Source organism: Streptomyces bungoensis, assembly GCF_001514215.1.
Classification (GTDB): Bacteria; Actinomycetota; Actinomycetes; order Streptomycetales; family Streptomycetaceae; genus Streptomyces; species Streptomyces bungoensis.
In genome coordinates this window covers 29,885-51,640 of record NZ_KQ948861.1, presented here as the reverse complement: position 1 = coordinate 51,640, position 21,756 = coordinate 29,885, and the positions used below count along the sequence as shown (strand labels likewise).

The following is a 21,756-nucleotide window of genomic DNA, read 5'->3' as shown; positions in this document are numbered from 1 at the left end:
ATCCGGTCGGCCCGTGTACGGGGAAGAGGTCGTAGACCGCCTCGGCATCAGCCCTCCGGACAGCAGCCCCGAGTCACCACCACCCAGGGAGCACCATGCACGACGACGAGGACGGGCCCGACCGCCGGCACCGGCGCCCCGAGGGCGTGACGGACAGGACCGTCGAGGCCCTGGGAGCCCTGTCGAAGGCACTGGAGACCACCGAGCGCGCCCGCGGCCACCTCTACAGCTTCCACCAGCTCACCGGCGGGGCGGACCTGGAACTGGACCGGGCGGTCCGGCTGCTGCGCGAGGCCGGGCATCCCGAGTGGGCCGACGAGGTGGAGGCGGAGATCCTGGGCCGCAACGTCATCCCCGGCCACTGGACGTTCCAGATCGTCGAGGCCTACAACGACACGTACTACCGGCCGTTCCAGCAGCTGGAGCGCAGCGCGGTGAGCGAACTCGCCGAGGGCCGGGACCACTTGTACGAGGCGGAGATGAAGGAGTCCCGCCGCACCGCCGGCCACCCCCACCACACGGCGCGGCCCCCGGCCCCGGAGGCCTGAGCCGCACCACCCACCCCCCACGAAAGGCGAAGCCCGTGCGAAACAGCCCCCTGAAGGGCCGGACCGTCGTGGTGACGGGGGCGGCACGCGGCCTGGGTGCCGCGCTCGCGGTCGAAGTCGCCCGCCGGGGCGCCCGGCCCGCGCTCGTCGGGCACGAGAAGCACCTGCTGGAGGAGCTGGCCGCACGCCTGCCGACGCCGGCCCTCGCCGTCGAGGCGGACGTGACCGACCTGGCGGCCCTGCAGCGGGCCGCGCTCACGGTACGGCACCGCCTCGGGCGGCCGTCCGTCGTGATCGCGAACGCCGGGATCGCGGAGGGCGGCCGGTTCACGGCCACGGACCCGGCCGACTGGCGCCGGGTGATCGACGTCAACCTCGTCGGCAGCGCCCACACCGCACGGGCGTTCCTCCCCGACCTCGAGGCCACCGCCGGCTACCACCTCCAGATCGCCTCCCTGGCGTCGCTCGGCGCCGCCCCCCTGATGAGCGCCTACTGCGCCTCCAAGGCGGGCGTCGAGGCCTTCGCCCACGCGCTGCGCGCGGAGGTGGCCGCCCGCGGCGTCGCCGTGGGGATCGCCTACCTGAACTGGACCGACACGGACATGATCCGCGACGCCGACCGGTACGCCGTGCTGCGCGAGCTGCGCGGTCACATGCCCCCGCCCGCCCGGAAGGTGTACGACGCCGAGAAGGTCGCCGCCCGCATCGTGGACGGCCTGGAGCGCCGCCGCACCGCCGTGTACGCGCCCGCCTGGCTGCGGCTCGTCCAGCCGGTGCGTGCCGTGCTGCCGCCGCTGGTGCTGCGCGTGGCACGCCGGCAGCTGCCCCGCCTGGAGGCCGAGGAGAACCTCGTACCGACCGGGCCGCTCGGCGCCGGCGGCGATGCCGACCGGGCGGCGAGGCGGCAGGCCCGCTGAGCCGCGCGGCCGATCAGCCGCGCCCGTCCCCCTCGTCGTCCCCGTTCACCAGGCGCATCCGCGCGTTGTGCCAGGCGATGGCCCGCCGGATCTCCGGCTCGTACAGGCCGGTCCGGCAGCCCAGCTCCTCCAGGGAGAGCACGGGCCGGCCCGCCGTGAGGGCGCAGGAGATCCTCGCGGCCCACAGCTCCTCCTGCAGGAACGGGCGGCGCCGGTAGGTCTCGCGGATGGTCTCGAAGTGGTCCTCGCAGCAGGTGGTGATCGGGCGCAGGCCGTCGAACCAGTGCCGCGTGGGGTGGGCGCACGAGGAGTCCGGGACGTACCCGGTCACCGCCTCGTCCTCGGGGAACGTCGCGGCACACAGATCGCACAGCGCCAGGCGCACGGGCTCGGCGGGCCGGCTCTTCTTCCTGCGCTTCCACATCCCGACTCCGAAGTGGTGGGAGGGTGTCACTGCGGGTTACCCCCGTTCCCCGGGCGCTACACCGCGGGCGCCGCCCGGGCCGGGGGGAGCGGTGGTCTCCCCGCCCGGCCGGTTCCGCTCCGGGAAGGGCTTTCCGTGGAACTCGACGGTGATCTTCTGGAAGCCCTTGAAGCTCTCGGCGACGGCGTACGACCAGTAGGCCCGGCGGTCGGCGTGGCTGAGGCGGACGTCGTCGGTGAACGGCGTGAGCAGGCTGCGTGGCCACAGCCGGCGGGCGCGCACGGAGGCCGTCTCCACCGTCAGGACGAAGACCAGAGCGCCCAGGTACAGCCAGGCCAGCAGTCCCAGCACGATGCCGAACATCCCGTACGTGGCCCCGGCGCCGTTGAGGAAGTGCCGGACGTAGTACGCGCCGCCCCACTGCAGCCCCTGCCACGCGCAGGCCCCGCCGACGGCCGGGCCCCACAGGCACCGCAAGCCGACGTCCGCGCGGGTGAGGAGGCGGACGGTCAGCACCAGCAGGGCGGCGTTCAGCAGGACGACCGCGAGGGCCGCGCCCACCCGGGGCCCGTCCCCGACCCGCAACCCCAGCGACTGGGCGGACGAGACGCCCACCGACAGTCCGGTCGTCGCGAGCAGGCCGAGGACCAGCAACCCGATGAAGACGAGCCCGCGCAGCCGGGAGAGCAGGGGGTTCGGCCGTGCGTGCCGTGGCACGGCCCAGATCTTGTTGAGCGCGTGCTGGACGGCCTGTGCCACGCCCAGACCGCCGTACAGGCTGCCGACCACACCGGCGGCCAGGGCGAGCCCGTTGCGATGGAAGGAGTGGATGTTCTCCCGCAACTGGTCGCCCAGCACGGGGAACTTCCCCAGCGCGGAGTTCAGCACCTGCTGCCGGAAGGCGGGGTCGTTCTGCAGCAGCCCCGCCAGCGTGGAGACCAGGAGCAGGAGCAGCGGGAAGAGGGACAGGAACCCGTAGTAGGCGATCAGGGCGGCGAGGTACATCCCCTGGTCGTCGGCGAACTTGTACACCACACCCAGCGGCATGCCGACCCAGTGGTGCCGTCGCTGGAAACCGTCGAGACGGTGCAGCACCTCCATGGCGCCTCCGAGGACCGTCCTGCGCCGGCGGCGTCCGCCGGGCATCAGGGCCGAGTACCCCGGACGACGCCGGTGAACCGGTCGAGGGCGGCGCGTCAGGCGAGGACGCGGGCGAGTTCTCCGACATCGTCCGCGGCGAGCGTGGGAGCGGTCAGGGAAGGCGGGTAGACGGCCGGGGCGGTGCCGCGCCGCGGCCAGGCGCCGCCCAGCCCCGCCCGGCGCGCTCCGTCGACGTCCCACGGATGGGTGGCGACCAGCATCGCCTCGGCGGGGCCGACCCCGGCCCGCTCGGCCGCGTACCGGTAGGCGTGCGGATGCGGCTTCCAGCGGCGCGGCCCGGTCACGTCCAGCAGCGCGGCGAAGCAGTCCCGCACGCCCGCCCGGGTCAGCAGCTCCTCGGTGTGCTCGGCACTGACGTTGTTCCTGCCGGCCCTCCTGGAGGGCTTCTGCGGCTACTCCCTGCCGGACGACCTGCTGTCCGGCACCGGCCTGCGCACCGCCCACTCGATCGTCCTGTCGATCCCCGTCGTCGGCACCTGTCTGAGCTTCTTCCTCTGGGGCGGCGCCTACCCCGGGACCGCGATCAACGGACGCCTGTACATCGTGCACGTGCTCTACGCCCCCGGCGCGCTCATCGCCCTGATCACCGTGCACCTGATCATGGTGATCTACCTGAAGCACACCCAGTGGGCCGCACCCGGGAAGACCAACCGCAACGTGGTCGGCCAGCCGATGTTCCCCTCGTTCGTCGCGAAGTCGGCCGGACTGTCGCTGGTGGTCGCCGGCGTCACCGCGATCACCCGGACCGGCGGCGCCGGGCTCGCCGTGCTCAGGCGTGCGGGCCGTTGACGCTCGCCGCGAGGGCCACCACGGAGATGATGAGCACGAGGACGGCGCAGACGACGGTCGCCGGCCAGCGCCCCTGCTCCTCCTCGCCGTCCGCCCGCTCGCCGGGCCCGGGATCGCCCGGCGGGCGCGGGGAGGCCACGTAGCGCCAGCCGCGGCACGCGGCGCACGGCCGGGCGGGGAACGGCACCCTGACGGTGCGGCTGCTCAGACCCGTGGTGGGGAAGACGGCCCGGATGCCCGGCGAGGTGGGGGTGAGGCCGTGGAGGTAGACGGCGTTGCGCCGCCGGTCCAGGATCGCCGAGCGGTCGTCCTCCGGGTTCGCCAGCGCCGTGACCACCTGGGCGGTGGCCAGGGCGACGAGCTGGATGTCGACCCGGGCGCCCCGGGCCGCCTGGCTGTCCGACCCGCCTTGCCGGAACGCCGCGGCGCACTCGTAGCAGGGGGTGCGCCGGCCGGGCAGCACCCAGAGGATCTCGCCCACCTCGGCGTCGCGGATCCGCGGGTCCACCCAGACCGCCGGGTACACCGCGGGCTTCCCCACCGCGAGCGCCACCCGGTTGACCTGCCGCTGGCACGCGACCGAGTCGGTGGCGGCCACCACCACGTCCACCCGGTCGGCCAGCGACCGCCGCGCGTTGGGGGACAGCGCCAGGAAGTCCGCGTGCAGGCCCTCGACGTCGCACGGAGGGAACTCGCGGCGGATCTTCTCGGCCAGCGCGGGAGCCTTGGGCCGTCCCAGGGCGGGAGCGCCGAGCGGGTGACGGACGAGGTTCTCCACCGCGAGCACGTCGGAGTCGACCAGGACGAGCGGGCTGAGCCCGACGCGCGCGAGTTCCTCGGCGAGGAAGCCGCCCACCGCTCCCGCTCCGACGATCAGGACCGCACCCGTGCGCCGGTGGTGGCGCGCCCAGACGCGGTCCTCGGGCTGCCGGTCCGGCCCGGCGTCCGGCTCGTTCAATCGAACGTCCAGCGAGCCACCCGTACCGGTCCCGGACGGCTCTCCGCGTCGCGGTCGACGTCCTCCGGCTTCAGCTCCCCGGTGTCACCGTCGAGGAACCACTCGCGCTCCGCCTCGCGCGTCTGCTCCTGTGTGAGTTCCGCGTCCTGCACGATCTCGGGTGCAACACCCATGAGACGCACTCCTCCCGGCCTCGGCCGACGGCGGGTCCCCGAGTGCTCGCGCACGTCGACCGCCTTCATCGGTCACGCAGGTGAGTAACCCCGTACGGAGCAAGGTATGCACCTTTTTGTCTATTTTTAGGGTTTTGTCCGGGTCGGCTCTTCCGGGCCGGACGAAGGTGCGCGGACTCGCCCGCTGAGCGCCCGCGCGGGCGTCCTCATCCGCCCCTCGCACCCGGCGTTCCGGCCTCCCCTCCGGCACCGGGTCGGCGTCCTCCTCCCGTTCGCGGCACCACTCAGCAGCGGCGAGCGGGACAGCACCATCACCGCGGCGGCGGCCGCCACCGCCACCAGGACGAACAGTCCGCCCCGCACGGTCTCCCCGAGGACCAGCGTCCCCCAGAGGACGGCGACCACCGGATCGGCCATGGTCAGACCCGGCTGGGTCACCAGCAACGGGCCGGCGTGCATCGTCGACTGCAACAGGAACATCGCGGAGGCGCCGGCGGCGACCATGGCCCACAGCTGCCAACGGGTGAACAGGGCGGCCAGACCGTGGGAGAAGACGGTCGTCATGCCTTTCATCAGGGCCGCGGTCAGCGCGAACGCGCACCCGGTCGTCACCCCCAGGACCGCTGCCCGGCGCGTGCCCGACACGCCCCGAGCCCACACCACGCCGGCCACGACCAACGCCACGTTGACGCCGCCGCCGATCAGCCAGTCCGTCCCCGGGACGGACGAGGCCCGCCCGCCGCTCGGCCCCAGTGCGGCGATCAGCCCGGCCACGCCCGCCGCCATGACCGCCGACGCCCCCCACTCCCGGCGGCCCAGCGGTTTGCCCAGCAGCCGGGCGGCGAGTACCAGCGCCGCCGGCAGCTCCAGGGTGAGCAGGGGCTGCACCACGGAGATCCGGCCGGTGCCCAGGGCGGTCGCCTGCAGCAGGAAGGCCGCGACGATCGACAGGAACCCGCCGAACCACACCGGCCGGTGCAGCAGGTGCCACACCAGCCGCAGACTCAGGTTGTCCCCGGCGGGCTCCTCCCGAGCGGCCTTGCGCTGCAACGCGGAAGCCAGGGCGTTGCACGCGGCCGCCGGCACGGCCAGGAACGCGCTAAGCATGACGCCGCCCGGCCGGGACAGCGGGGAACACCACCGGCCCGGGCGGGCCGGGAGACGGGGGAGAGGTCGAGAACGGCACCTTCCCTGAGTGGCCGATTCGCCGCCCGTCACACCGGCTGCGCGCACCCTGCCGGAAAATCACGGTCCGCGGCCGGCGCACAGGCATCGCCCGGCACGGGAGAGCCCCGTGCACCTGTGGTCGGAGCGGGCCGCGGGGCGCGGTAGAAATGAGGTATGGCGGAGATGGACATGCCGGTGGGGGACTCGGACGACGTGGACGCGGTCACACGAGCGGTGCTGACCGCATCCCGGTTGCTGGTGGCGGTTTCCGCCCGCTCGCTCGCCGGAGTCGAGGAGCGGGTCACCCTCCCGCAGTTCCGGATGCTGGTGGTGCTGGCGAGCCGTGGTGCCACCAAACTGGTCGACCTGGCCGAACTGCTGCGGGTCGCGCCCTCGACGGCCATGCGCATGGTCGACCGGCTCATCGCCGCCGGGCTCGCGGACCGGCAGTACAATCCCGAGAACCGCCGTGAGACCCTGCTGCAGCTCACCGAGGAAGGGCGGCGCACGGTCGAGACGGCGACGGCCCGGCGCCGCGCCGAGATCGCCGCGATAGTCCAGCGCATGCGGCCGACGCAGCGACTGGCGCTGGTCGAGGCGCTCGACGCGTTCAACGAGGCCGGCGGTGAGCCGCCCGCGGCCGAGGGGCACCCGCTCGGCTGGACACTGGACGCCGCGGCGGGACGGGAAGCGTGAGCAGGCCGGGGACGCCCGATCTTGCGGGGGCTGTTCGCCTTACGCAGACTATTCTCCGTTCCTGGCGTGCGGAGGTGGCAGGAACACGGACGTGACCAGGGGATACGTCCAGGGAAAAGGGCTGCTCGATGGCTCCCGCCGTCGACTCTGCCGTGGGGTTGACGGGCGCGCGGGAGGCGGGCGGATCGGATGGATGGGGACGGCGGAAGAGACGAGCGGCTGGTGGATGCGCCGGTCAAGGTCTCGGCTGCCTACGAGGGGAGCACGCTCGACATAGCGCGAGCGCGTGAGCTGGCGCGCGCCTTCCTGGAGCGGGTGCAGTCCCTGCACGGACTGCCGGTGTCCGAGCGGGCCATGGGCATGGTGCAGCTGGTGGTGAGCGAGCTGATGACCAACGCCTGCAAGTACGCGCCCGGGCCGTGCCTGCTCGACCTGGAACTGGTGGAGGGCCGCATAGAGGTCACCGTGTGGGACAGCGAGCCGGTGCTGCCGGTCGCCAGGGCCGCCGAGCCGGGCCGGGTCGGCCAGCACGGCCTGGAGATCGTCATGGCGGTGAGCCAGGGCTTCGAGGTGCATCGCGAGCCGGTCGGCAAACGCACGGTGGCCGCGGTGACCCTGGCCGACGACCCGGGAGGGGCTGTCGCCGGCCACCAGCCGTGACCAGGGCCCGGGCCGTGACCCGCCGCCCGGCTGTCCCAGAATGGCGGCGGGACACACCGTGGAAGGGGAGCCGAACGTGCGAGCACGCGACCTGGCAGTGGAGTACGAGACCGTGGGCCTCGACACGGGGGCGACGGAGGCGGCACGGCTGATGGCGGAACACCGGCTGCCCGCCCTGCTGGTCGTCGACGAGGCGGGCGCGCCCCGGGCGATCCTGCCGGCCTCGCAGATGATCAAGATCCTGGTGCCGTCGTACGTGATCGACGACCCCGCCCTCGCCGCCGTGATCGACGAGCGTCATGCCGACCGCCTGTGCCAGGCACTCGAGGGACGCACGGTCCGCGACTGCCTGTCCCCCTCCGTCCCCGCCCCGCCGGCCGCCGAACCGGACGCGACGGCGCTGGAGGTCGCGGCACTGATGGCCCAGTCCCGCAGCCCCCTGGTGGCGGTCGTGGCGGACGCCGGCGCAGAGAAGCGGCTGCTGGGCGTCGTCACCGCCTCCCACCTGCTGGAACGGCTGCTGACCGCCACCTCCTGAGGGGAGCGCGCGTCCCTCCGCACTGTCGCAGACACGCCAAGGCCGGGTAAGGTGCCGCCCGGTGTGCCGGGAAGTCTGGTCGGCGAGCAGGGGACAGCTCTCTCTTCCGATCGGGGTCGGCCATGCAGCTTCCAGCGGTCCTCGGCGCCAGGCGCCCCGTCCACGGCACGGCCCCGGCGGCGGGAGCCGGCGGATCGTGAGCGACTGGCACAGCTGGGCGGCGCTCGCCGTGTTCGTCGGCGCCTACGTCCTGATCATCAGCGAGAAGATCCACCGCGTCGCGGTCGCCCTGGGCGGCGCGGGCCTGATGCTGGCGATCGGGGCGACCGACGACGTCTCGGCGTTCTACTCCGAGGACTCCGGCATCGACTGGAACGTCATCTTCCTGCTCATGGGCATGATGATGATCGTCGGCGTGCTGAAGAGGACCGGCATGTTCGAGTACCTGGCGATCTGGTCGGTCAAGCGGGCGCGGGCCCAGCCGTTCCGGGTCATGGCCATGCTCGTGGTCATCACGGCGGTGGTCTCGTCACTGCTGGACAACGTCACCACGGTGCTGCTGATCGCGCCCGTCACCCTGCTGGTGTGCGAACGCCTCGGGCTGCCCTCGGCGCCCTACCTCGTCGCCGAGGTCATGGCCTCGAACATCGGCGGCACCGCGACCCTGGTCGGTGATCCGCCCAACATCATCATCGCCAGCCGCGCGGGCCTGAACTTCAACGACTTCGTCGTCCACCTCGCCCCGCTCGCCGCGCTCCTGGTGGCCGTCCTGCTCGTGCTCTGCCGGATCATGTTCCGCAGCACCTTCGTGTACGACGACGGCCGCGCCGCCGAGATCATGGCACTGGAGGAACGCGAGGCCATCAAGGACCCGCGGCTCATGGTGCAGGGGCTCGTCGTGCTGGCGCTGGTCATGGCCGGCTTCGTCCTGCACCCGGTGCTGCACTACGCGCCGAGCGTCGTCGCCCTCCTCGGCGCGGGGCTCCTCGTCGCGTCCACCAAGGTCGACACCGACGACGTCCTCGCCGAGGTGGAGTGGCCCACGCTCGCCTTCTTCGCCGGACTGTTCATCATGATCGGCGGCCTCATCGACACCGGTGTCGTCGGGCAGGTCTCCCACGGGCTGGCCGGTCTCATCGGCGGCAGCGAACTCGGCGGTGCCATGGCCCTGCTCGGCGGCTCCGCGGTGCTGTCGGGCATCGTCGACAACATCCCGTACGTCGCGACGATGGCCCCCATCACCTCCGACCTGGTGCACGACATGGGCGGAGGCGGCCACCACGTGCTGTGGTGGGCCCTCGCGCTCGGCGCCGACCTCGGCGGCAACGCCACCGCCATCGGCGCCTCCGCCAACGTCGTGGTCCTCGGCATCGCGGAACGCAACCGCCGTCCCATCTCCTTCTGGCAGTTCACCAAGTACGGCCTCGTCGTGACGGCCACGACCGTCGCCGTCTCCCTGGCCTACGTGTGGCTGCGCTACTTCGCGTGGGCCTGACGGCGCCGGGCCGGGCGGCACCGGAGCGGGTTCGCTCAGGACGCCGTGCCGGTCACCGAGGATCCGGACCTCGTCACGTGGTACGTCACGGTGGCTCCGCTCCAGAAGTGGAAGGTGAGCGTCGCCGGCGCGCCGTCGTGCAGTGCGCCGAGGAAGTCCGGGGTGAGGAGAAGGGCGTTGCCCGGATAGTCGGGGGAGAAGGCCGCGTTGAACTCCTGGTAAGGGGTCCAGCCGGTCTGGCCGGCGTTGCTGCCGTCGGCGTACGTCGCCTCCATGGTCGCCAGCAGGTCACCGCGGAACCGAGCGGGAATACTGAGACCGCCGGTGGTGCCCGTCGCGTTCGAGAGGACCGGGGTCTCGTACGTGGTCACGTAGATCTTCCAGGGCAGGCCTCGGGAGAACCGGGCCTCGACCGTCGCGTTCGTCCCGTAGGCGCGGTCGCCGGCCAGCCGGGTGAGGGCGGCGGCCGTGAGCGTGAGCTCGTTGCCGGAGACGGTGTAGTCCCGGCCGGCGGCGAGCCTGGTGCCGCCCTGCCACAGCCCCTTGAAGGAGGTGCCGTTCGGGTTCAGCGTCAGTGTCTTCGCCGTGATCGCACTCGACGCGGGCACGAAGACCCGGTCCGAGGAGGCGGTGCCCGAGCGGGTGGTCCAGCTCGACTTGATCTGCGCGATCAGGCCGGGGTCCCGCCACCGCAGCGTGTCGCGGTTCAGGAACGAGAAGGGATCCCACAGGGCCGTGGTCACTCCGGCGGTGCGGGCCTCGTGGCCGAGCTGCTCGAAGTACTTGAGCGCCTCGCCCCGTTCGACGCGGGAGGGGTGGGTGTGGTCGGGGTACTGCAGCAGGCCGTACTCGCCGAGGTAGACGGGGACGCCCTGGGTGACGAGGGTGTCGCGTATCCCGGTGAAGGTGTCGCTCATGTCCTTCTGCGCGGTGGCGTCGAATCGCGTGCCGCCCGCGACGTTCACGCTGAACGGGTACCAGCCGTAATAGTGCACGGTGGCCACGAGGTTGGGGTCGTCCAGCGACTTCATCCCGCCGACGAGGGCGTCCATGTACGTCTGGCCGGCGTTGCAGTGCAGCGTGGGCAGCATCAGCAGACGGGTCGCGTTGTTGCCGCCGGAGCCGCGCACGATGCCGTGGAACGCGGTGTCGAGCTCGTCGAGGTACCGGATGCCCTGCGCGTCGCCCGCGTCGTCGAACTGCGGTTCGTTGATGCTCTCGAAGAGCAGCGTCTGCGGGGAGTCCCTGAACTCCGCGGCGACCTGCTTCCAGATGGCGTCGAAGCGGGCCAGGACGTTGTCGTGGTCGGTGGGCATGGTCGAGATCCACTGCCACGAGTCGTGGTGGACGTTCACCACGACGTAGAGACCGTCGGACAGGGCCCAGTCCACCACCTGCTTGACGCGGTTCATGAACGTCGCGTCGATCGCGTACGGGGCGGTGGGGGACTGGTGGCCGGTCCAGGTGACGGGGATCCGGACGCTGTGGAAGCCCTGGGCCCTGATGGTGTCGAACAGGGCCTTGGTGACCGGCGGGTTGCCCCAGGAGGTCTCGTCGGGGATGGCGTCCAGGGTGTTGCCCAGGTTCCAGCTGGGCTGCATCGCCGCCACCGCGCTCGCGGGGCTGAGCGCCCGGGGCTTCGGCCCCGTGGACGTCGCGCCGTGGTTCGGTACGGCCAGGGCGGCGGTGCTGGTCAGCCCGATCGCGGCGACCATCGCCGGCAGCAGGCCGAGCACCCGGCCGGCACCGCGACCGCGGTGGCCGCCGGGGCGTTGCGTTCCCTTCATCTCTGACCTTTCTCTGGGGCCGGGCGGGAGTTCCGCCCGTGGGGGGTCGGTGAAGGCAGGTGGCCGAGGGAGACGGGGCCGGCTGCGGGCGGCGGCGTGGTGCCGGGCGGGTGGCGCCGGTTCAGGGAGCGAGCGGCTCGTAGTCGAACCAGTCGAAGTGGACCGTGCCGGACGCGGCGTACATGCCGATGACCCGGCCGGTGAACCCCCCGGCCACCTCGGTCGACAGGTAGCGGCCGTCGAGGGCGCCGAGCGCGGTGAACGTGCCGTCCGCCTCCTCGACGCCGAACGTGAGGGTGTCGGGGCCCGTGCGGGCGTCCCGCACCGGGGTGCCGGAGACGCGGACACCGAGGACCACGGGCCCGGCCGGCACGGGCCGGGACCCCACGACGGTGCGCAGCGGCCCGACGCGCCCGAGCACGCGCACCTCCCCCTGGGACACCTCGATCTCGTAGTGGTGCTCCTCGTCCAGCCGGACGGCGAGACCGCCGCGCCCTTCCGCCGGATCGATCCGGGTCCGCACCCGGCAGGCCAGGTGCTGCTGGCGGCGGCCGACGAACACGACGTTTGGTTCGTCCAGCCCGTCGCCCCGGGCACGGAGCGTCAGGCAGCCGGCCCGCTCCTCGGTGGTGCACAGCTCCTCGGGACGGTCGCGCACGGAGATCCAGTACGGTCGCAGTTCGCCGAGATCGAAGTCGTCCCGGCCGGCCTCGACGGGCCCCGGGACCAGCGGCCAGGGCGGCGCTGCCGGGTCCGGGGAGACCTCGCCGACGACGGGCCAGCCGTCCACCCAGGTCACCGGGGCGAGGAACGTCTCGCGGCCGAGGACGTGCCAGCCCGGCGTACCCCCGCGCGGCCGGACGCCCAGCAGCACCATCCACCACGAACCGTCGGGGCCCTGGACCAGGTCCGCGTGGCCGGTGTTCTGCACCGGGCGATCCGAACTGCGGTGCGTCAGCACCGGGTTGGCCGGGCACGGCTCGAACGGACCGTACGGCGCGGGCCCGCGGGCGATCGAGACGCCGTGACCGCGCTCGGTGCCGCCCTCGGCGATGAGCAGGTACCAGTGGTCGCCGATGCGGTACAGGTGGGGCGCCTCCGGGGCCAGGGCGCCGGGGGTGCCGGACCAGAGCTTCCGCGGCGGGCCGAACGTCTCCCCGGTGTACGGGTCGATGCGGACCTGCGAGATCCCGGCGACCGTGACCCAGCAGGTGCCGTCCTCGTCCCAGGCGAGGTCCGGGTCGATGCCCTCGACCCCGGGCAGATACACCGGGTCGGACCAGGGCCCCGCCGGATCGGTGGCGGTGAACAGCATGTTGCCCTCGCCGTCGGCCACGTTGGTGACGATCAGCCAGAAGCGGCCGTCGTGGTGGCGCAGCGTGGGCGCGTAGATGCCCCCGGACGACGGCGAGCCGGTGAGGCGGAGCTGCCCCGGCCGGTCGAGGGCGTTGCCGATCCGCGTCCAGTGCACCAGGTCGCGGCTGTGGAAGACGGGGATGCCGGGGAAGTACTCGAAGCTGGAGCAGACGAGGTAGTAGTCGTCGCCCACGCGGCAGACGCTGGGATCGGGGTGGAAGCCGGGAATCACGGGGTTGGTCACGGTGGCGTCCGCCGGCCGCTTGTCGGGCATGCCGTCGAGTCCTTTCGGTGCGGGACACAGCAGGGGACGAAGCGGGTGTCGAAGCGCTTCACCTGGCGGCGAACGTTAATGCCATGCGCAGGGTGGAACAAGGGGTGTGACGCCACGAAACTTTTCATCGCGCAAGGTCATTGGCGGCATCGTGAGCCGGATGGCTGAGTCGATGCGCTTCAACACCTGTTCGCCGCACCCCTGCTCAGGGGGCGCCGGAGGACGGCCTACTTCGTACCGACGGCCCGCAGCACGGAGAGCACGAGTGTGCGGGTCACCGCGACGATGTCGGAGACGGACACCTGCTCCCGGGCGCTGTGCGCCAGGCGTACGTCGCCGGGCCCGAACTGCAGCGTCGGTATCCCCGCGGCGGCGTACAGGCGCAGGTCGCTTCCATAGGGTGCGCCGTGCTCGCGCAGCGGCGCGCCGCCGATCGCGTCGGCGTGCGCGCGGCGGACCAGGGCGCCGAGGGGATGGCCGGCGGGCAGCCGCCCGCTCGCGAAGCGGCCGCCGGGCCAGCTCACCCTCGCCGGATGGTCGCGCAGCCACGCATCCTCCGCGCATGCCTCGGCCACGCACCTCTCGAAGTCGGCGACGGCGTCGGCCGGATCCTCACCGAGCCGGACGCCGAGCCTTCCCTCGGCGACGAGGTGGTCCGGCACGCTGCTCGCCCAGTCACCCGAGCGGAGAGTGCCGACGGAGAGCGCGTACGGGATCTCGTGGTCCGCCATCAACGGGTCGATCGCCTCGTTGCGCCGGGCTTCCAGCCGGGCCAGCGCCCGGTGGATCGGCAGGTACGCGTCGATGGCGCTGACCCCGGCGGTGCGCGTGCTGGCGTGGGTGGCCTGACCGGGGACCTCGACACGGAAGGTCAGCGCACCGGCGTTCGCGGTCACGAGCGAGCCGCCGGTCGGCTCGGTGATGACGCACGCGTCCCCGGTGTGACCGCGGTGCAGGGTCGCGAAGGCGCCGAGTCCGCCGTCCTCCTCGCTGACCACGAAGTGGGCGGCCACCCGCCCGCGCAGCCTGACTCCGCTCGCCCGGATCGCCGCCAGAGCGGTGAGGTTGGCGACCAGCCCTGCCTTCATGTCGCAGGCACCACGGCCGTGGACGAGGTCACCTGCCGTCCTCGGGGCGAAGGGGTCGCCCTCCCACTGACGGAGGTCGCCCGGCGGTACGACGTCGACGTGCCCCTGCAGGATCATGGTCGGTCCGTCACCGGTGTCCGGTGTCGTCGCGACCAGCCCCCACGCCTCGTCGCGCGGCGCCTCGGTCCCGGGAAAGCCGGGCAGCGCACGCAGCGCGGGCAGGTCGACGGACCACAGGTCGACGTCGAGACCGAGTCGCTCCGCATGCCGTGCCAGGTGGTGCTGCAGGTCGGACTCGGCGGCGCTGCCGGTCACGCTGGGTATGGCCAGCAGTTCCAGCAGCGTCCGGGCGACGGCGCCCTCGTCGACGGCCGCGAGGGCGGCTGCTTCTTCGGAACCGAGTGTCGCGGCCATGCGGTCGCTCCCGTCATCGCGGCCAAGGGGGATGGGTCGGGATGCTAGGGCCGGCCGTCGGCGCGGGCAATCATGCGGGCCGGCCTGCTCGGCAGACCGCGCGCACGCGCGGGGTTCCTCCGGGTCGGTTTCATACGCGGCTCCATCGCTGCCCGGCCCGGCCGTCGCAGGTCTGCAGGACCAGCGGGGTGCCGTCGGCGGTGCCTGCCCCGTCGGCGTCGAGGCACAGTCCGGCGTGGACGTTGCGGATCGTCCCGTCGGAGCCGGTGGTCCACTTCTGGTTGTCCTGGCCGTTGCAGGGCCAGGTGATGACACGGGTGCCGTTGGTGGTGCCCTGGTCGGAGGCGTCCAGGCACTTGTCGCCGTAGACGCGGATCTCGCCGCCGGCCCAGGTGGTCCACAGCTGGTTGGCGGCCGTGTGGCAGTCCCAGAGCAGTACGGTGGCCCCGGCGGCGGTGGAGGCGTTGTCCACGTCCGCGCAGCGGCCGGACGCGCCGCCCCGCAGACGCGAGGTGGTGGCGGTCAGCGGGGTGCCACCGGTCACCCGGAAGACGGCCACGCCGTGGGCGGGAACGCTCGCGGCGATCTGCCCGGACGTGCTCGACGTGCCGCCGGTCCACAGGTCCGTGAGGGTGAACGGCCCGCCGGACAGGCCGACTTGCGCGGCCGTCGTGGTGACCGTGGCGGCGGCGCCACCCCGGTTGAACAGGCCCACCGCGACCGAACCGTCCGCCAGGGTCTTGGCGAACACCTCGGTGGCGCCGTCATCGCGCACCCGGCGCCCCCCCGCGCCCAGCGCGTCCTGGTCGACCGCCAGCAGGCGGGGGTTGCGCAGGATCGCGCTCACGTCGGAGGACATGGTGCGGATGTCGTTGCCGGCCATGAGCGGGGCGCCCAGCAGGGCCCACAGGGCGAAGTGCGAGCGGGACTCGGTCAGTGTCAGGCCGGGACGGCCGACGACCAGCATGTCGGGGTCGTTCCAGTGTCCCGGGCCGTTCTGCGCGGCCAGGGGCGCGGTGACGTCCAGGACGTTGCCGACGCCCATGGGGTAGCTGTTGGTGTTGCCGTTCTGCCAGATGTCGAGCAGGTCCTCGGTCGTCCGCCACAGGTCGGCGACCTCGCCCCAGTTGTAGGTGGAGCCCGTGATGGCGTGCAGGCTGTTGGGGTTGATGCTGTAGACGATCGGCCGTCCGGTGGCGCGCAGGGCGTCGCGCATGAGCGTGAACCGGGCGACCTGCTCGTCACGGGTTCCGCTGGAGGAACACCAGTCGTACTTCAGGTAGTCGACACCCCAAGAGGCGAACGTGGCGGCGTCCTGGGTCTCGTGGCCCCTGCTGCCGGTGGACCCCGGGTAGCCTCCCGTGGCCTGGGCGCAGGTGCGCTCGCCCGGCACCTCGTAGATGCCGAACTTCAGGCCCTTGCCGTGGATGTAGTCCCCGAGTGCCTTCATCCCGCTCGGGAACTTGGCCGGATCGGCCCGCAGGTTGCCCGCCGCGTCCCGCTGCGGGTCGAACCAGCAGTCGTCGACCACGACGTACCGGTAACCGGCGTCCCGCATGCCCGAGGACACCATCGCGTCGGCGGCCTGCCGGACCTGGGCTTCGGTGACTCCGCACCCGAAACTGTTCCAGCTGTTCCAGCCCAGCGGCGGGGTGAGCGCCGGACTGCCGGGTGCGGCCGTGGCGGGGGAGGGGGAGGAAACCGCCACGGAGGCGGTGACCGTCAGCACGGAGGCCGCGAGGATGCGGAGCAGTCGTCTGCCTGACCGTCTGGGCACGTGGGCTCCTTCGATTCGGGACACGGGCGGAAGAGTGAGCGGAAGCGTGCTGCTGCGACCACGGACGGCGGACGCAGCCGCTGGGACGGCCCTCACCGTCCGAGTTCCCGCCACGTCAGCGCGCCCAGGGTGTCACTTGCCGTAGCCGGCCGAGGTGATGTTGGCCTGTACGGCGTTCTCGGTCGCGTCGGAGGGGTAGCCCGAGACGACGGCGCCCTCGTAGAACGTGCCCGCGCTGAGGTTGGTGTTGCCGTTGCAGCAGTCCCCGCCGCTGCCGAGGATGATCGCCCCCTGCTTCTTCATGGGGTCGTAACCGCCCGGCAGGGAGCCGTTGTACAGCGTGGCCAGGCTGCCGGACTGGGCGTCGGCGCCCTTCATCGCGAACCGCGTGGTCCCGTTGTTCTTCAGCGTCGCGGTGACGAACTTGCTGGTGAAGGCCCGCTGGTCGGGGTTCCAGGAACTGCTGCCACCGGGGAACAGCCCCCACTCCAGGTCCGCCTGGACCCAGGGACCGGAGCCCGCACAGCCGCCGAACCAGCACGACTTGCTGAAGTTGATCGCGTCCATGGCCCCCGGGCCGTCGGCCTTGCGGGTGGTCTCGCTGTTGCCGTAGTCGAAGCAGCAGCCGCTGTTGACGTGCGTCCCGCTGGTCACCATGTACATCCCCTCGGGTGCGCTGCCGGTGGGCACACCCGTCAGATGGCCGTCGCGCCAGTAGCTGTTGCCGGGGTCGATGTACAGGGAGTACGCCTTGCTGCCCGCGACGGTGAGCGACTCGCTCGTGGCCCTGGCCGCCGTGTCGGACCCGCCGACCCCGCCCGGGCCCTGGTAGCCGAGCTTGTTGCCGTGCCCGGACTGGTCGTAGACCCAGGTGACGACGCACGTGGTGCCGGCGCAGAACGCGTCCTGGGCCGCGGCGTTGGCCGCCCCGCCCGGGGCCACGACACCGATGTCCCTGGCCGCGTTGTCCGAGGACCGCCTGACCTGGTACAGCGCGCCGCTGTACGACGAGTAGAGGGCGCGCACCGTGCTGTGCGCCGCGACGCAGGGCGTGCCGCCCGAGGCGTACAGATCGCAGGGGCCGGCCCCGGCAGCCGACGCCGGCACCGGCCACGTCAGCGCGGCCAGCATCAGCATCAGCACCGCCGCCACGCCCGCGGCGGCGGCCCCCGCGGGGCGCAGCGGGGCGGACGGGTGGCGCGGTAAGAGGACGGACGAGAGTGTCATGGGTTCGCTCTCTTCGGTGAGTGGGGGGTGATCCGCTGCACTTCGGGCGAGGCGTGCACAGGTGCGGCACCGGTGGCACGGAGAACAGAGGGGAGTCTTGACTTCGACTCTTCGTTCGTTATTACGAACAATGCCCGGTGCTTCGGACGATTGGATACTAGGGACTTGCCGGCAGTCGTCAATACTTGCCGCGCGATTCAGGATCTCGAACGGCGAGCGGCCCCTGATGCGGCAGGCGAAGGGGTGACTCTGCGCGAAGTATTGACACGCCTGTGTGCCCCCACAACCATCAACGTCTGTCCGGTGAGCCGCTCATTGGTCGAAATGCCGAACGCAGTGAAGCTGTTGACATCTCCCTACTCATTCCACGAGGAGAGACCATGTCGTTGATCTCGAGCCGCTTACGGCGGGGGAGAACGCTCGCCGTACTCGCGTCGGGACTCGCCCTGACCGCAGCCCTGTTCGGGGGGCAGGCATCCGCCACCGGGGCAGGCGCGGTGTCCGCGGGACAGCACGCGGCGGCCGGGACGGCTGCCGCGGCGGCGTCCTCCCAGCCGTGTGACATCTACGCCGGCGGGGGAACGCCCTGCGTGGCGGCCCACAGCACCACCCGCGCGCTGTACGCCTCCTACGACGGCCCCCTCTACCAGGTGCGCCGTGCCTCGGACAACGCCACCCGGGACATCGGCGTGCTCAGCCCCGGGGGGTACGCCAACGCCGCGGCGCAGGACTCCTTCTGCGCCGGGACGACCTGCCTCATCACGGTGATCTACGACCAGTCCGGCCGGGGCAACCACCTCACCCAGGCACCGCCGGGAGGATTCTCCGGGCCGGCGGCGGGCGGCTACGACAACCTGGCCGACGCCACCGCCGCGCCGATCACCGTCGGCGGCCACAAGGCGTACGGCGTCTTCGTGGCGCCGGGCACCGGCTACCGCAACAACCACACCAACGGCATCGCGACGGGGGACCAGCCCGAAGGGATGTACGCGGTCCTCGACGGCACGCACTACAACGGCGGTTGCTGCTTCGACTACGGCAACGCCGAGACCAACAGCCGGGACAACGGCAACGGCACCATGGAGGCCATCTACTTCGGCAACATCAAGGTCTGGGGCTACGGCACCGGCAACGGCCCCTGGGTGATGGCGGATCTGGAGAACGGGCTGTTCTCCGGGGTCAACGCGGGCTACAACGCCAACGACCCCAGCGTCAGCCACCGGTTCCTCACGGCCATCGTCAAGGGCGAACCGAACCACTGGTCGATCCGGGCCGGTGACGCGCAGTCCGGCGGCCTGTCCACCTTCTACAACGGGCCGCGCCCGAACGTCGCGGGCTACAACCCGATGAAGAAGGAAGGCGCCATCATCCTCGGCATCGGCGGCGACAACAGCCACGGTTCCGCCGGCACCTTCTACGAGGGCGTCATGACATCCGGCTACCCGTCGGACGCCACCGAGAACGCCGTACAGGCCAACATCGACGCGGCCGGCTACACGACGTCGTCGTCGGGCCCCGGCGGACTCACCCCGGGCTCGAGGATCGCGCTGCGGGCGACCACCCCGTGCTGCACCGGCGACTACATCGTGCACGACGACGCCGACACCAACGTCGTCATCGCGCCGGTCACCACCTCCAGCAGCTCCACCACCAAGGGCGACGCCACCTGGACCGTGCGAGCGGGCCTGGCCGACTCCTCGTGCGTCTCCTTCGAATCCGCGAACAAGTCCGGTCAGTACCTGCGGCACTCGAACTTCCAGCTGCACCTGGGAGCCAACGACGGCACCTCGCAGTTCGCCCAGGACGCCACCTTCTGCCCGGAAGCCGGCCACAACGGCCAGGGCTACTCCTTCCGCTCGGTCAACTACCCGAGCGACTACCTGCGCCACTACAGCTACACGGTCTACATCGCCAGCCAGGGCGGATCCCACACGTGGGACAGCGCCACCTCCTGGAGCGACGACACCAGTTGGGCCGTGGGCCAGCCCTGGGCGTGAAGCCCCGCACCACCACACGCCGCACAGCGACGCCGCGCCGGCGGACCAGCCGGCGCGGCCGATCGCGCAGGCCCGCGGCGCCTCGTCGAGCCTGGCGCCCGGCAGGGGTGTGCGACGGCCGGCCGGTCCTCGGGGCGCGGGACGCGCGGCCGGTCGCGTCGGGTATGGGGTGCGGCAGGCGACAGCGGTCGTGCCCTGCGGTCAGAACCCCTCCGAAGGCCTGCTGCGCCGGGGGACGGCCCCGACCCTGTACCGCAGGGTCGCGGCCGAGAGCAGGACGAGTGCGCCGGTGGACATGGCCAGGAGCGCCCAGGTGAGGACCGGGCAGGCCGGGGCCCTGGTCGCGGCGATCAGGCGGATCGCGAAATTCGTGCTCGCGGCTACGGGGAAGCTGTAGACCCAGAGTCCGGGATGGAAGGACGGTTGGCGCAGTTCGGGCAGGAGGAAGGCGACGAGGAGGATCGTGAAGAGCAGGATGCCCGCGAAGCCGTAGCCGACCGGGCCGAAGACGCCCTTGTGGGCCGCGGTCCACGCGATGCCGCCGGTCGCCGGTGGAATGGTCAGGACCGTGAGCGCGGGCCGCGCGGGCCGGGGGAGGGGCCCCGCGGTGATGAGGCTGCCCAGGATGACGGTGCCGACCGTCAGCCAGTAGAGCAGCCCGATCGCGAACGCCGCGTCGGCCACGCCGGGCAGCCCGAGCGTCGATGCGGTGGCGCTCGCGATGAACGGGGCCCAGAAGGTCGCAGTCGTCACCGGTGCCTCGCAGGGCCTGGGCGCCGCCGTCGTCGACGCCTACCGCAAGGCCGGCTACGCGGTCGTCGCCACCTCGCGCACCATCGCCCCCTCCGACGACGCCGGCATCCTCACCGTCCAGGGCGACATCGCCGACCCCGCCACCGCCGAACGCGTCATCGCCGCCGCCCGGGAGCGGTTCGGCCGCGTCGACACCCTGGTCAACAACGCCGGAATCTTCGTCGCCAAGCCGTTCACCGAGTACACCCTCGACGACTACGCGGCTGTCGTCGGTGTGAACCTCAACGGCTTCTTCCGCATCACCCAGCTGGCCGTCGAGCAGATGCTCACCCAGGGCGCGGGGCACATCGTCAACATCACCACGAGCCTCGTCGACAACGCCGACGCCCGGGTCCCGTCCGTGCTGGCCTCGCTGACCAAGGGCGGCCTGCAGTCCGCCACCAAGTCCCTCGCCATCGAGTACGCCACCCGCGGCATCCGCGTCAACGCCGTCGCGCCGGGCACCATCAGGACGCCCATGCACCCGGAGGACACCCACGAGGCCCTCGCCGCCCTGCATCCGGTCGGCCGGCTGGGCGAGGCGAGCGACATCGCGGACGCGGTGATCTACCTCGAGAACGCTCCGTTCGTCACCGGCGAGATCCACCACGTCGACGGTGGCATGAGTGCGGGCCACTGAGACCTCCGCGCCGCGTCACGGGCGCAGACGGGTCCAGGTGCCGTGCGGCGCCGCCCGCAGCAGTGACGACAGGCCCGCTTCGTGGAAGGCCAGTTCCAGGTCGGCCAGCCCTTCCGAGAAGTGGGCCCAGTGGTCGTAGTGGGCCGGAACCACGATCTCCGCGCCCAGGACGGCCGCGGCGGCCGCGGCTCGTCGGCTGTCCAGGGACAGGGGGCGGCCCCCGAACTTCACCGGTACGCGTGCCGCCCCGGCGTGCAGCACGGCCGCCTCGATGTCCGGGACGCGACGGGAGATCTCGGCCACGGTCCGGATGGAGGCGTTGTCGCCGCTGACGTAGATCGTCGGAAGCCCTCGACCCGACAGCACGAATCCGGTGACCTCGCAGTTGACGTTGCCGTCCGCGTCGCGGTCGCCGTCCTCCGGGCCGTGGACGGCGGGGACCGCGAGGACGGTGAGGTCGCCCCCGCCGTCGCCGCGCGGCACGCGGTGGCCGGTCCAGGGGGCGAGGCCGATCGCGGGGGAGCCGAGCCGGGCCGCGGACAGCGGGCCGGTGACGATGGCCGGAGCGGCCTTGGCGAACGCGCTGCCGCGCTCGTCGAGGTTGTCCGGGTGTCCGTCGTGGCTCACCAGGACGAGGTCGACGGGGCCGAGAGCCCCTTCGGGGACCGCGGGGCCCGCAGTTTTCGTCAGGTATCCGTGGGGCCCGGCGTCGTCGAAGGTCGGGTCGCTGACGATACGCAGGCCGCCGACGTCGATGACGGCCGTGGGGCCGCCGAGGACGGTGATCGCGCATTCCTGCCGCGCAAGCTCGATGGTCGTCAAGGCTGCCTCCTCGACCGGTGGGAACCGTGTCCGTGTCCCGCCGGCTTCACCCGTGG

At 72.3% G+C, this 21,756-nt stretch carries 21 protein-coding genes and 1 pseudogene; 9 read left to right on the top strand and 13 right to left on the bottom strand.

From position 1 onward, the window contains the following. Positions 1 to 95: 95 nt before the first annotated feature. Together AQJ66_RS21780 and AQJ66_RS21775 are read left to right on the top strand one after the other, a co-directional pair. Complete coding sequence (locus AQJ66_RS21780) at positions 96 to 548, top strand: hypothetical protein (RefSeq protein ID WP_061924877.1); 453 nt, start codon at positions 96 to 98, stop codon at positions 546 to 548. Between the two features lie 35 nt (positions 549 to 583). Next, a complete protein-coding gene (locus tag AQJ66_RS21775) occupies positions 584 to 1,465 on the top strand; it encodes an SDR family oxidoreductase (RefSeq protein WP_061924874.1) in 882 nt (293 codons plus the stop codon). Positions 1,466 to 1,478: 13 nt separating this feature from the next. Here the strand turns inward: AQJ66_RS21775 and AQJ66_RS21770 are convergent, their stop codons facing one another. The 3 genes from AQJ66_RS21770 to AQJ66_RS21760 are packed head-to-tail and all read right to left on the bottom strand — an operon-like array spanning position 1,479 to position 3,364. After that, positions 1,479 to 1,889: a hypothetical protein gene (locus tag AQJ66_RS21770; RefSeq protein ID WP_061924871.1), complete on the bottom strand. Its 411-nt coding sequence runs from the start codon at positions 1,887 to 1,889 to the stop codon at positions 1,479 to 1,481. A gap of 36 nt (positions 1,890 to 1,925) precedes the next feature. After that, positions 1,926 to 3,035, bottom strand: coding sequence for a YihY/virulence factor BrkB family protein (locus AQJ66_RS21765; RefSeq protein ID WP_244162882.1), 1,110 nt, complete (start codon positions 3,033 to 3,035; stop codon positions 1,926 to 1,928). 50 nt (positions 3,036 to 3,085) lie between these two features. After that, a complete protein-coding gene (locus AQJ66_RS21760) occupies positions 3,086 to 3,364 on the bottom strand; it encodes an HAD family hydrolase (protein WP_061924866.1) in 279 nt (92 codons plus the stop codon). 37 nt (positions 3,365 to 3,401) lie between these two features. Between AQJ66_RS21760 and AQJ66_RS21755 the strand changes: the two are divergent. Continuing rightward, positions 3,402 to 3,788 (top strand): annotated as a pseudogene (locus tag AQJ66_RS21755) (cytochrome b N-terminal domain-containing protein); the annotation flags it as partial. A 31-nt stretch (positions 3,789 to 3,819) separates the two neighbouring features. On the opposite strand, the gene AQJ66_RS21750 reads toward AQJ66_RS21755, so the two are convergent. The 3 genes from AQJ66_RS21750 to AQJ66_RS21745 all read right to left on the bottom strand — a co-directional run bounded on the left by AQJ66_RS21750 (position 3,820) and on the right by AQJ66_RS21745 (position 6,077). Then, positions 3,820 to 4,797 carry a HesA/MoeB/ThiF family protein gene (locus AQJ66_RS21750; protein WP_061924860.1) on the bottom strand — a complete coding sequence of 326 codons (978 nt, stop codon included), beginning with the start codon at positions 4,795 to 4,797 and terminating at the stop codon, positions 3,820 to 3,822. After that, the gene (locus AQJ66_RS38910) at positions 4,794 to 4,970 is read right to left on the bottom strand and encodes a hypothetical protein (protein WP_159052596.1); all 177 of its coding nucleotides are present in this window, start codon (positions 4,968 to 4,970) and stop codon (positions 4,794 to 4,796) included. Before AQJ66_RS38910 ends, AQJ66_RS21750 begins: the two co-directional genes overlap by 4 nt. A 126-nt stretch (positions 4,971 to 5,096) precedes the next feature. After that, a complete protein-coding gene (locus AQJ66_RS21745; RefSeq protein WP_061924858.1) occupies positions 5,097 to 6,077 on the bottom strand; it encodes a DMT family transporter in 981 nt (326 codons plus the stop codon). Positions 6,078 to 6,311: 234 nt separating this feature from the next. On the opposite strand from AQJ66_RS21745, the gene AQJ66_RS21740 reads away from it, so the two are divergent. The 4 genes from AQJ66_RS21740 (at position 6,312) to AQJ66_RS21725 (ending at position 9,526) form a co-directional block, all read left to right on the top strand. Continuing rightward, positions 6,312 to 6,833, top strand: a complete 522-nt coding sequence (locus tag AQJ66_RS21740; RefSeq protein WP_061924855.1) for a MarR family winged helix-turn-helix transcriptional regulator — start codon at positions 6,312 to 6,314, stop codon at positions 6,831 to 6,833. Between the two features lie 189 nt (positions 6,834 to 7,022). Continuing rightward, positions 7,023 to 7,493, top strand: coding sequence for an ATP-binding protein (locus tag AQJ66_RS21735; RefSeq protein ID WP_061924852.1), 471 nt, complete (start codon positions 7,023 to 7,025; stop codon positions 7,491 to 7,493). Positions 7,494 to 7,569: 76 nt separating this feature from the next. After that, a complete protein-coding gene (locus AQJ66_RS21730) occupies positions 7,570 to 8,031 on the top strand; it encodes a CBS domain-containing protein (protein WP_061924848.1) in 462 nt (153 codons plus the stop codon). A gap of 196 nt (positions 8,032 to 8,227) precedes the next feature. Next, complete coding sequence (locus AQJ66_RS21725; RefSeq protein WP_061924845.1) at positions 8,228 to 9,526, top strand: ArsB/NhaD family transporter; 1,299 nt, start codon at positions 8,228 to 8,230, stop codon at positions 9,524 to 9,526. Between the two features lie 35 nt (positions 9,527 to 9,561). Here AQJ66_RS21725 and AQJ66_RS21720 read toward each other — a convergent pair whose 3' ends face one another. The 5 genes from AQJ66_RS21720 to AQJ66_RS21700 all read right to left on the bottom strand — a co-directional run bounded on the left by AQJ66_RS21720 (position 9,562) and on the right by AQJ66_RS21700 (position 17,449). Further along, positions 9,562 to 11,313: a cellulase family glycosylhydrolase gene (locus AQJ66_RS21720; RefSeq protein ID WP_061924841.1), complete on the bottom strand. Its 1,752-nt coding sequence runs from the start codon at positions 11,311 to 11,313 to the stop codon at positions 9,562 to 9,564. 121 nt (positions 11,314 to 11,434) lie between these two features. Further along, positions 11,435 to 12,943 carry a glycoside hydrolase family 43 protein gene (locus AQJ66_RS21715; RefSeq protein WP_061924838.1) on the bottom strand — a complete coding sequence of 503 codons (1,509 nt, stop codon included), beginning with the start codon at positions 12,941 to 12,943 and terminating at the stop codon, positions 11,435 to 11,437. Between the two features lie 227 nt (positions 12,944 to 13,170). After that, positions 13,171 to 14,445 (bottom strand): ArgE/DapE family deacylase, encoded by a 1,275-nt coding sequence (locus tag AQJ66_RS21710; RefSeq protein WP_061924836.1) that lies wholly within the window; start codon positions 14,443 to 14,445, stop codon positions 13,171 to 13,173. Positions 14,446 to 14,575: 130 nt separating this feature from the next. Then, a complete protein-coding gene (locus AQJ66_RS21705) occupies positions 14,576 to 16,222 on the bottom strand; it encodes a glycoside hydrolase family 27 protein (RefSeq protein WP_061924831.1) in 1,647 nt (548 codons plus the stop codon). A gap of 132 nt (positions 16,223 to 16,354) precedes the next feature. Then, complete coding sequence (locus AQJ66_RS21700) at positions 16,355 to 17,449, bottom strand: arabinofuranosidase catalytic domain-containing protein (protein WP_079060339.1); 1,095 nt, start codon at positions 17,447 to 17,449, stop codon at positions 16,355 to 16,357. A 380-nt stretch (positions 17,450 to 17,829) separates the two neighbouring features. Between AQJ66_RS21700 and AQJ66_RS21695 the strand changes: the two genes are divergently transcribed. Beyond that, positions 17,830 to 19,446, top strand: a complete 1,617-nt coding sequence (locus AQJ66_RS21695) for an alpha-L-arabinofuranosidase B (protein WP_079060338.1) — start codon at positions 17,830 to 17,832, stop codon at positions 19,444 to 19,446. Between the two features lie 201 nt (positions 19,447 to 19,647). Here the strand turns inward: AQJ66_RS21695 and AQJ66_RS21690 are convergent, their stop codons facing one another. After that, positions 19,648 to 20,199 carry an SLAC1 family transporter gene (locus tag AQJ66_RS21690; protein ID WP_061924829.1) on the bottom strand — a complete coding sequence of 184 codons (552 nt, stop codon included), beginning with the start codon at positions 20,197 to 20,199 and terminating at the stop codon, positions 19,648 to 19,650. Here AQJ66_RS21690 and AQJ66_RS21685 point away from each other — a divergent pair. After that, the gene (locus tag AQJ66_RS21685) at positions 20,168 to 20,878 is read left to right on the top strand and encodes an SDR family NAD(P)-dependent oxidoreductase (RefSeq protein WP_061924825.1); all 711 of its coding nucleotides are present in this window, start codon (positions 20,168 to 20,170) and stop codon (positions 20,876 to 20,878) included. The two genes, AQJ66_RS21690 and AQJ66_RS21685, sit on opposite strands and share 32 nt — an antisense overlap. Before the next feature lie 15 nt (positions 20,879 to 20,893). Here the strand turns inward: AQJ66_RS21685 and AQJ66_RS21680 are convergent, their stop codons facing one another. After that, positions 20,894 to 21,691, bottom strand: a complete 798-nt coding sequence (locus AQJ66_RS21680; RefSeq protein WP_061925285.1) for an MBL fold metallo-hydrolase — start codon at positions 21,689 to 21,691, stop codon at positions 20,894 to 20,896. Positions 21,692 to 21,756: the final 65 nt, after the last annotated feature.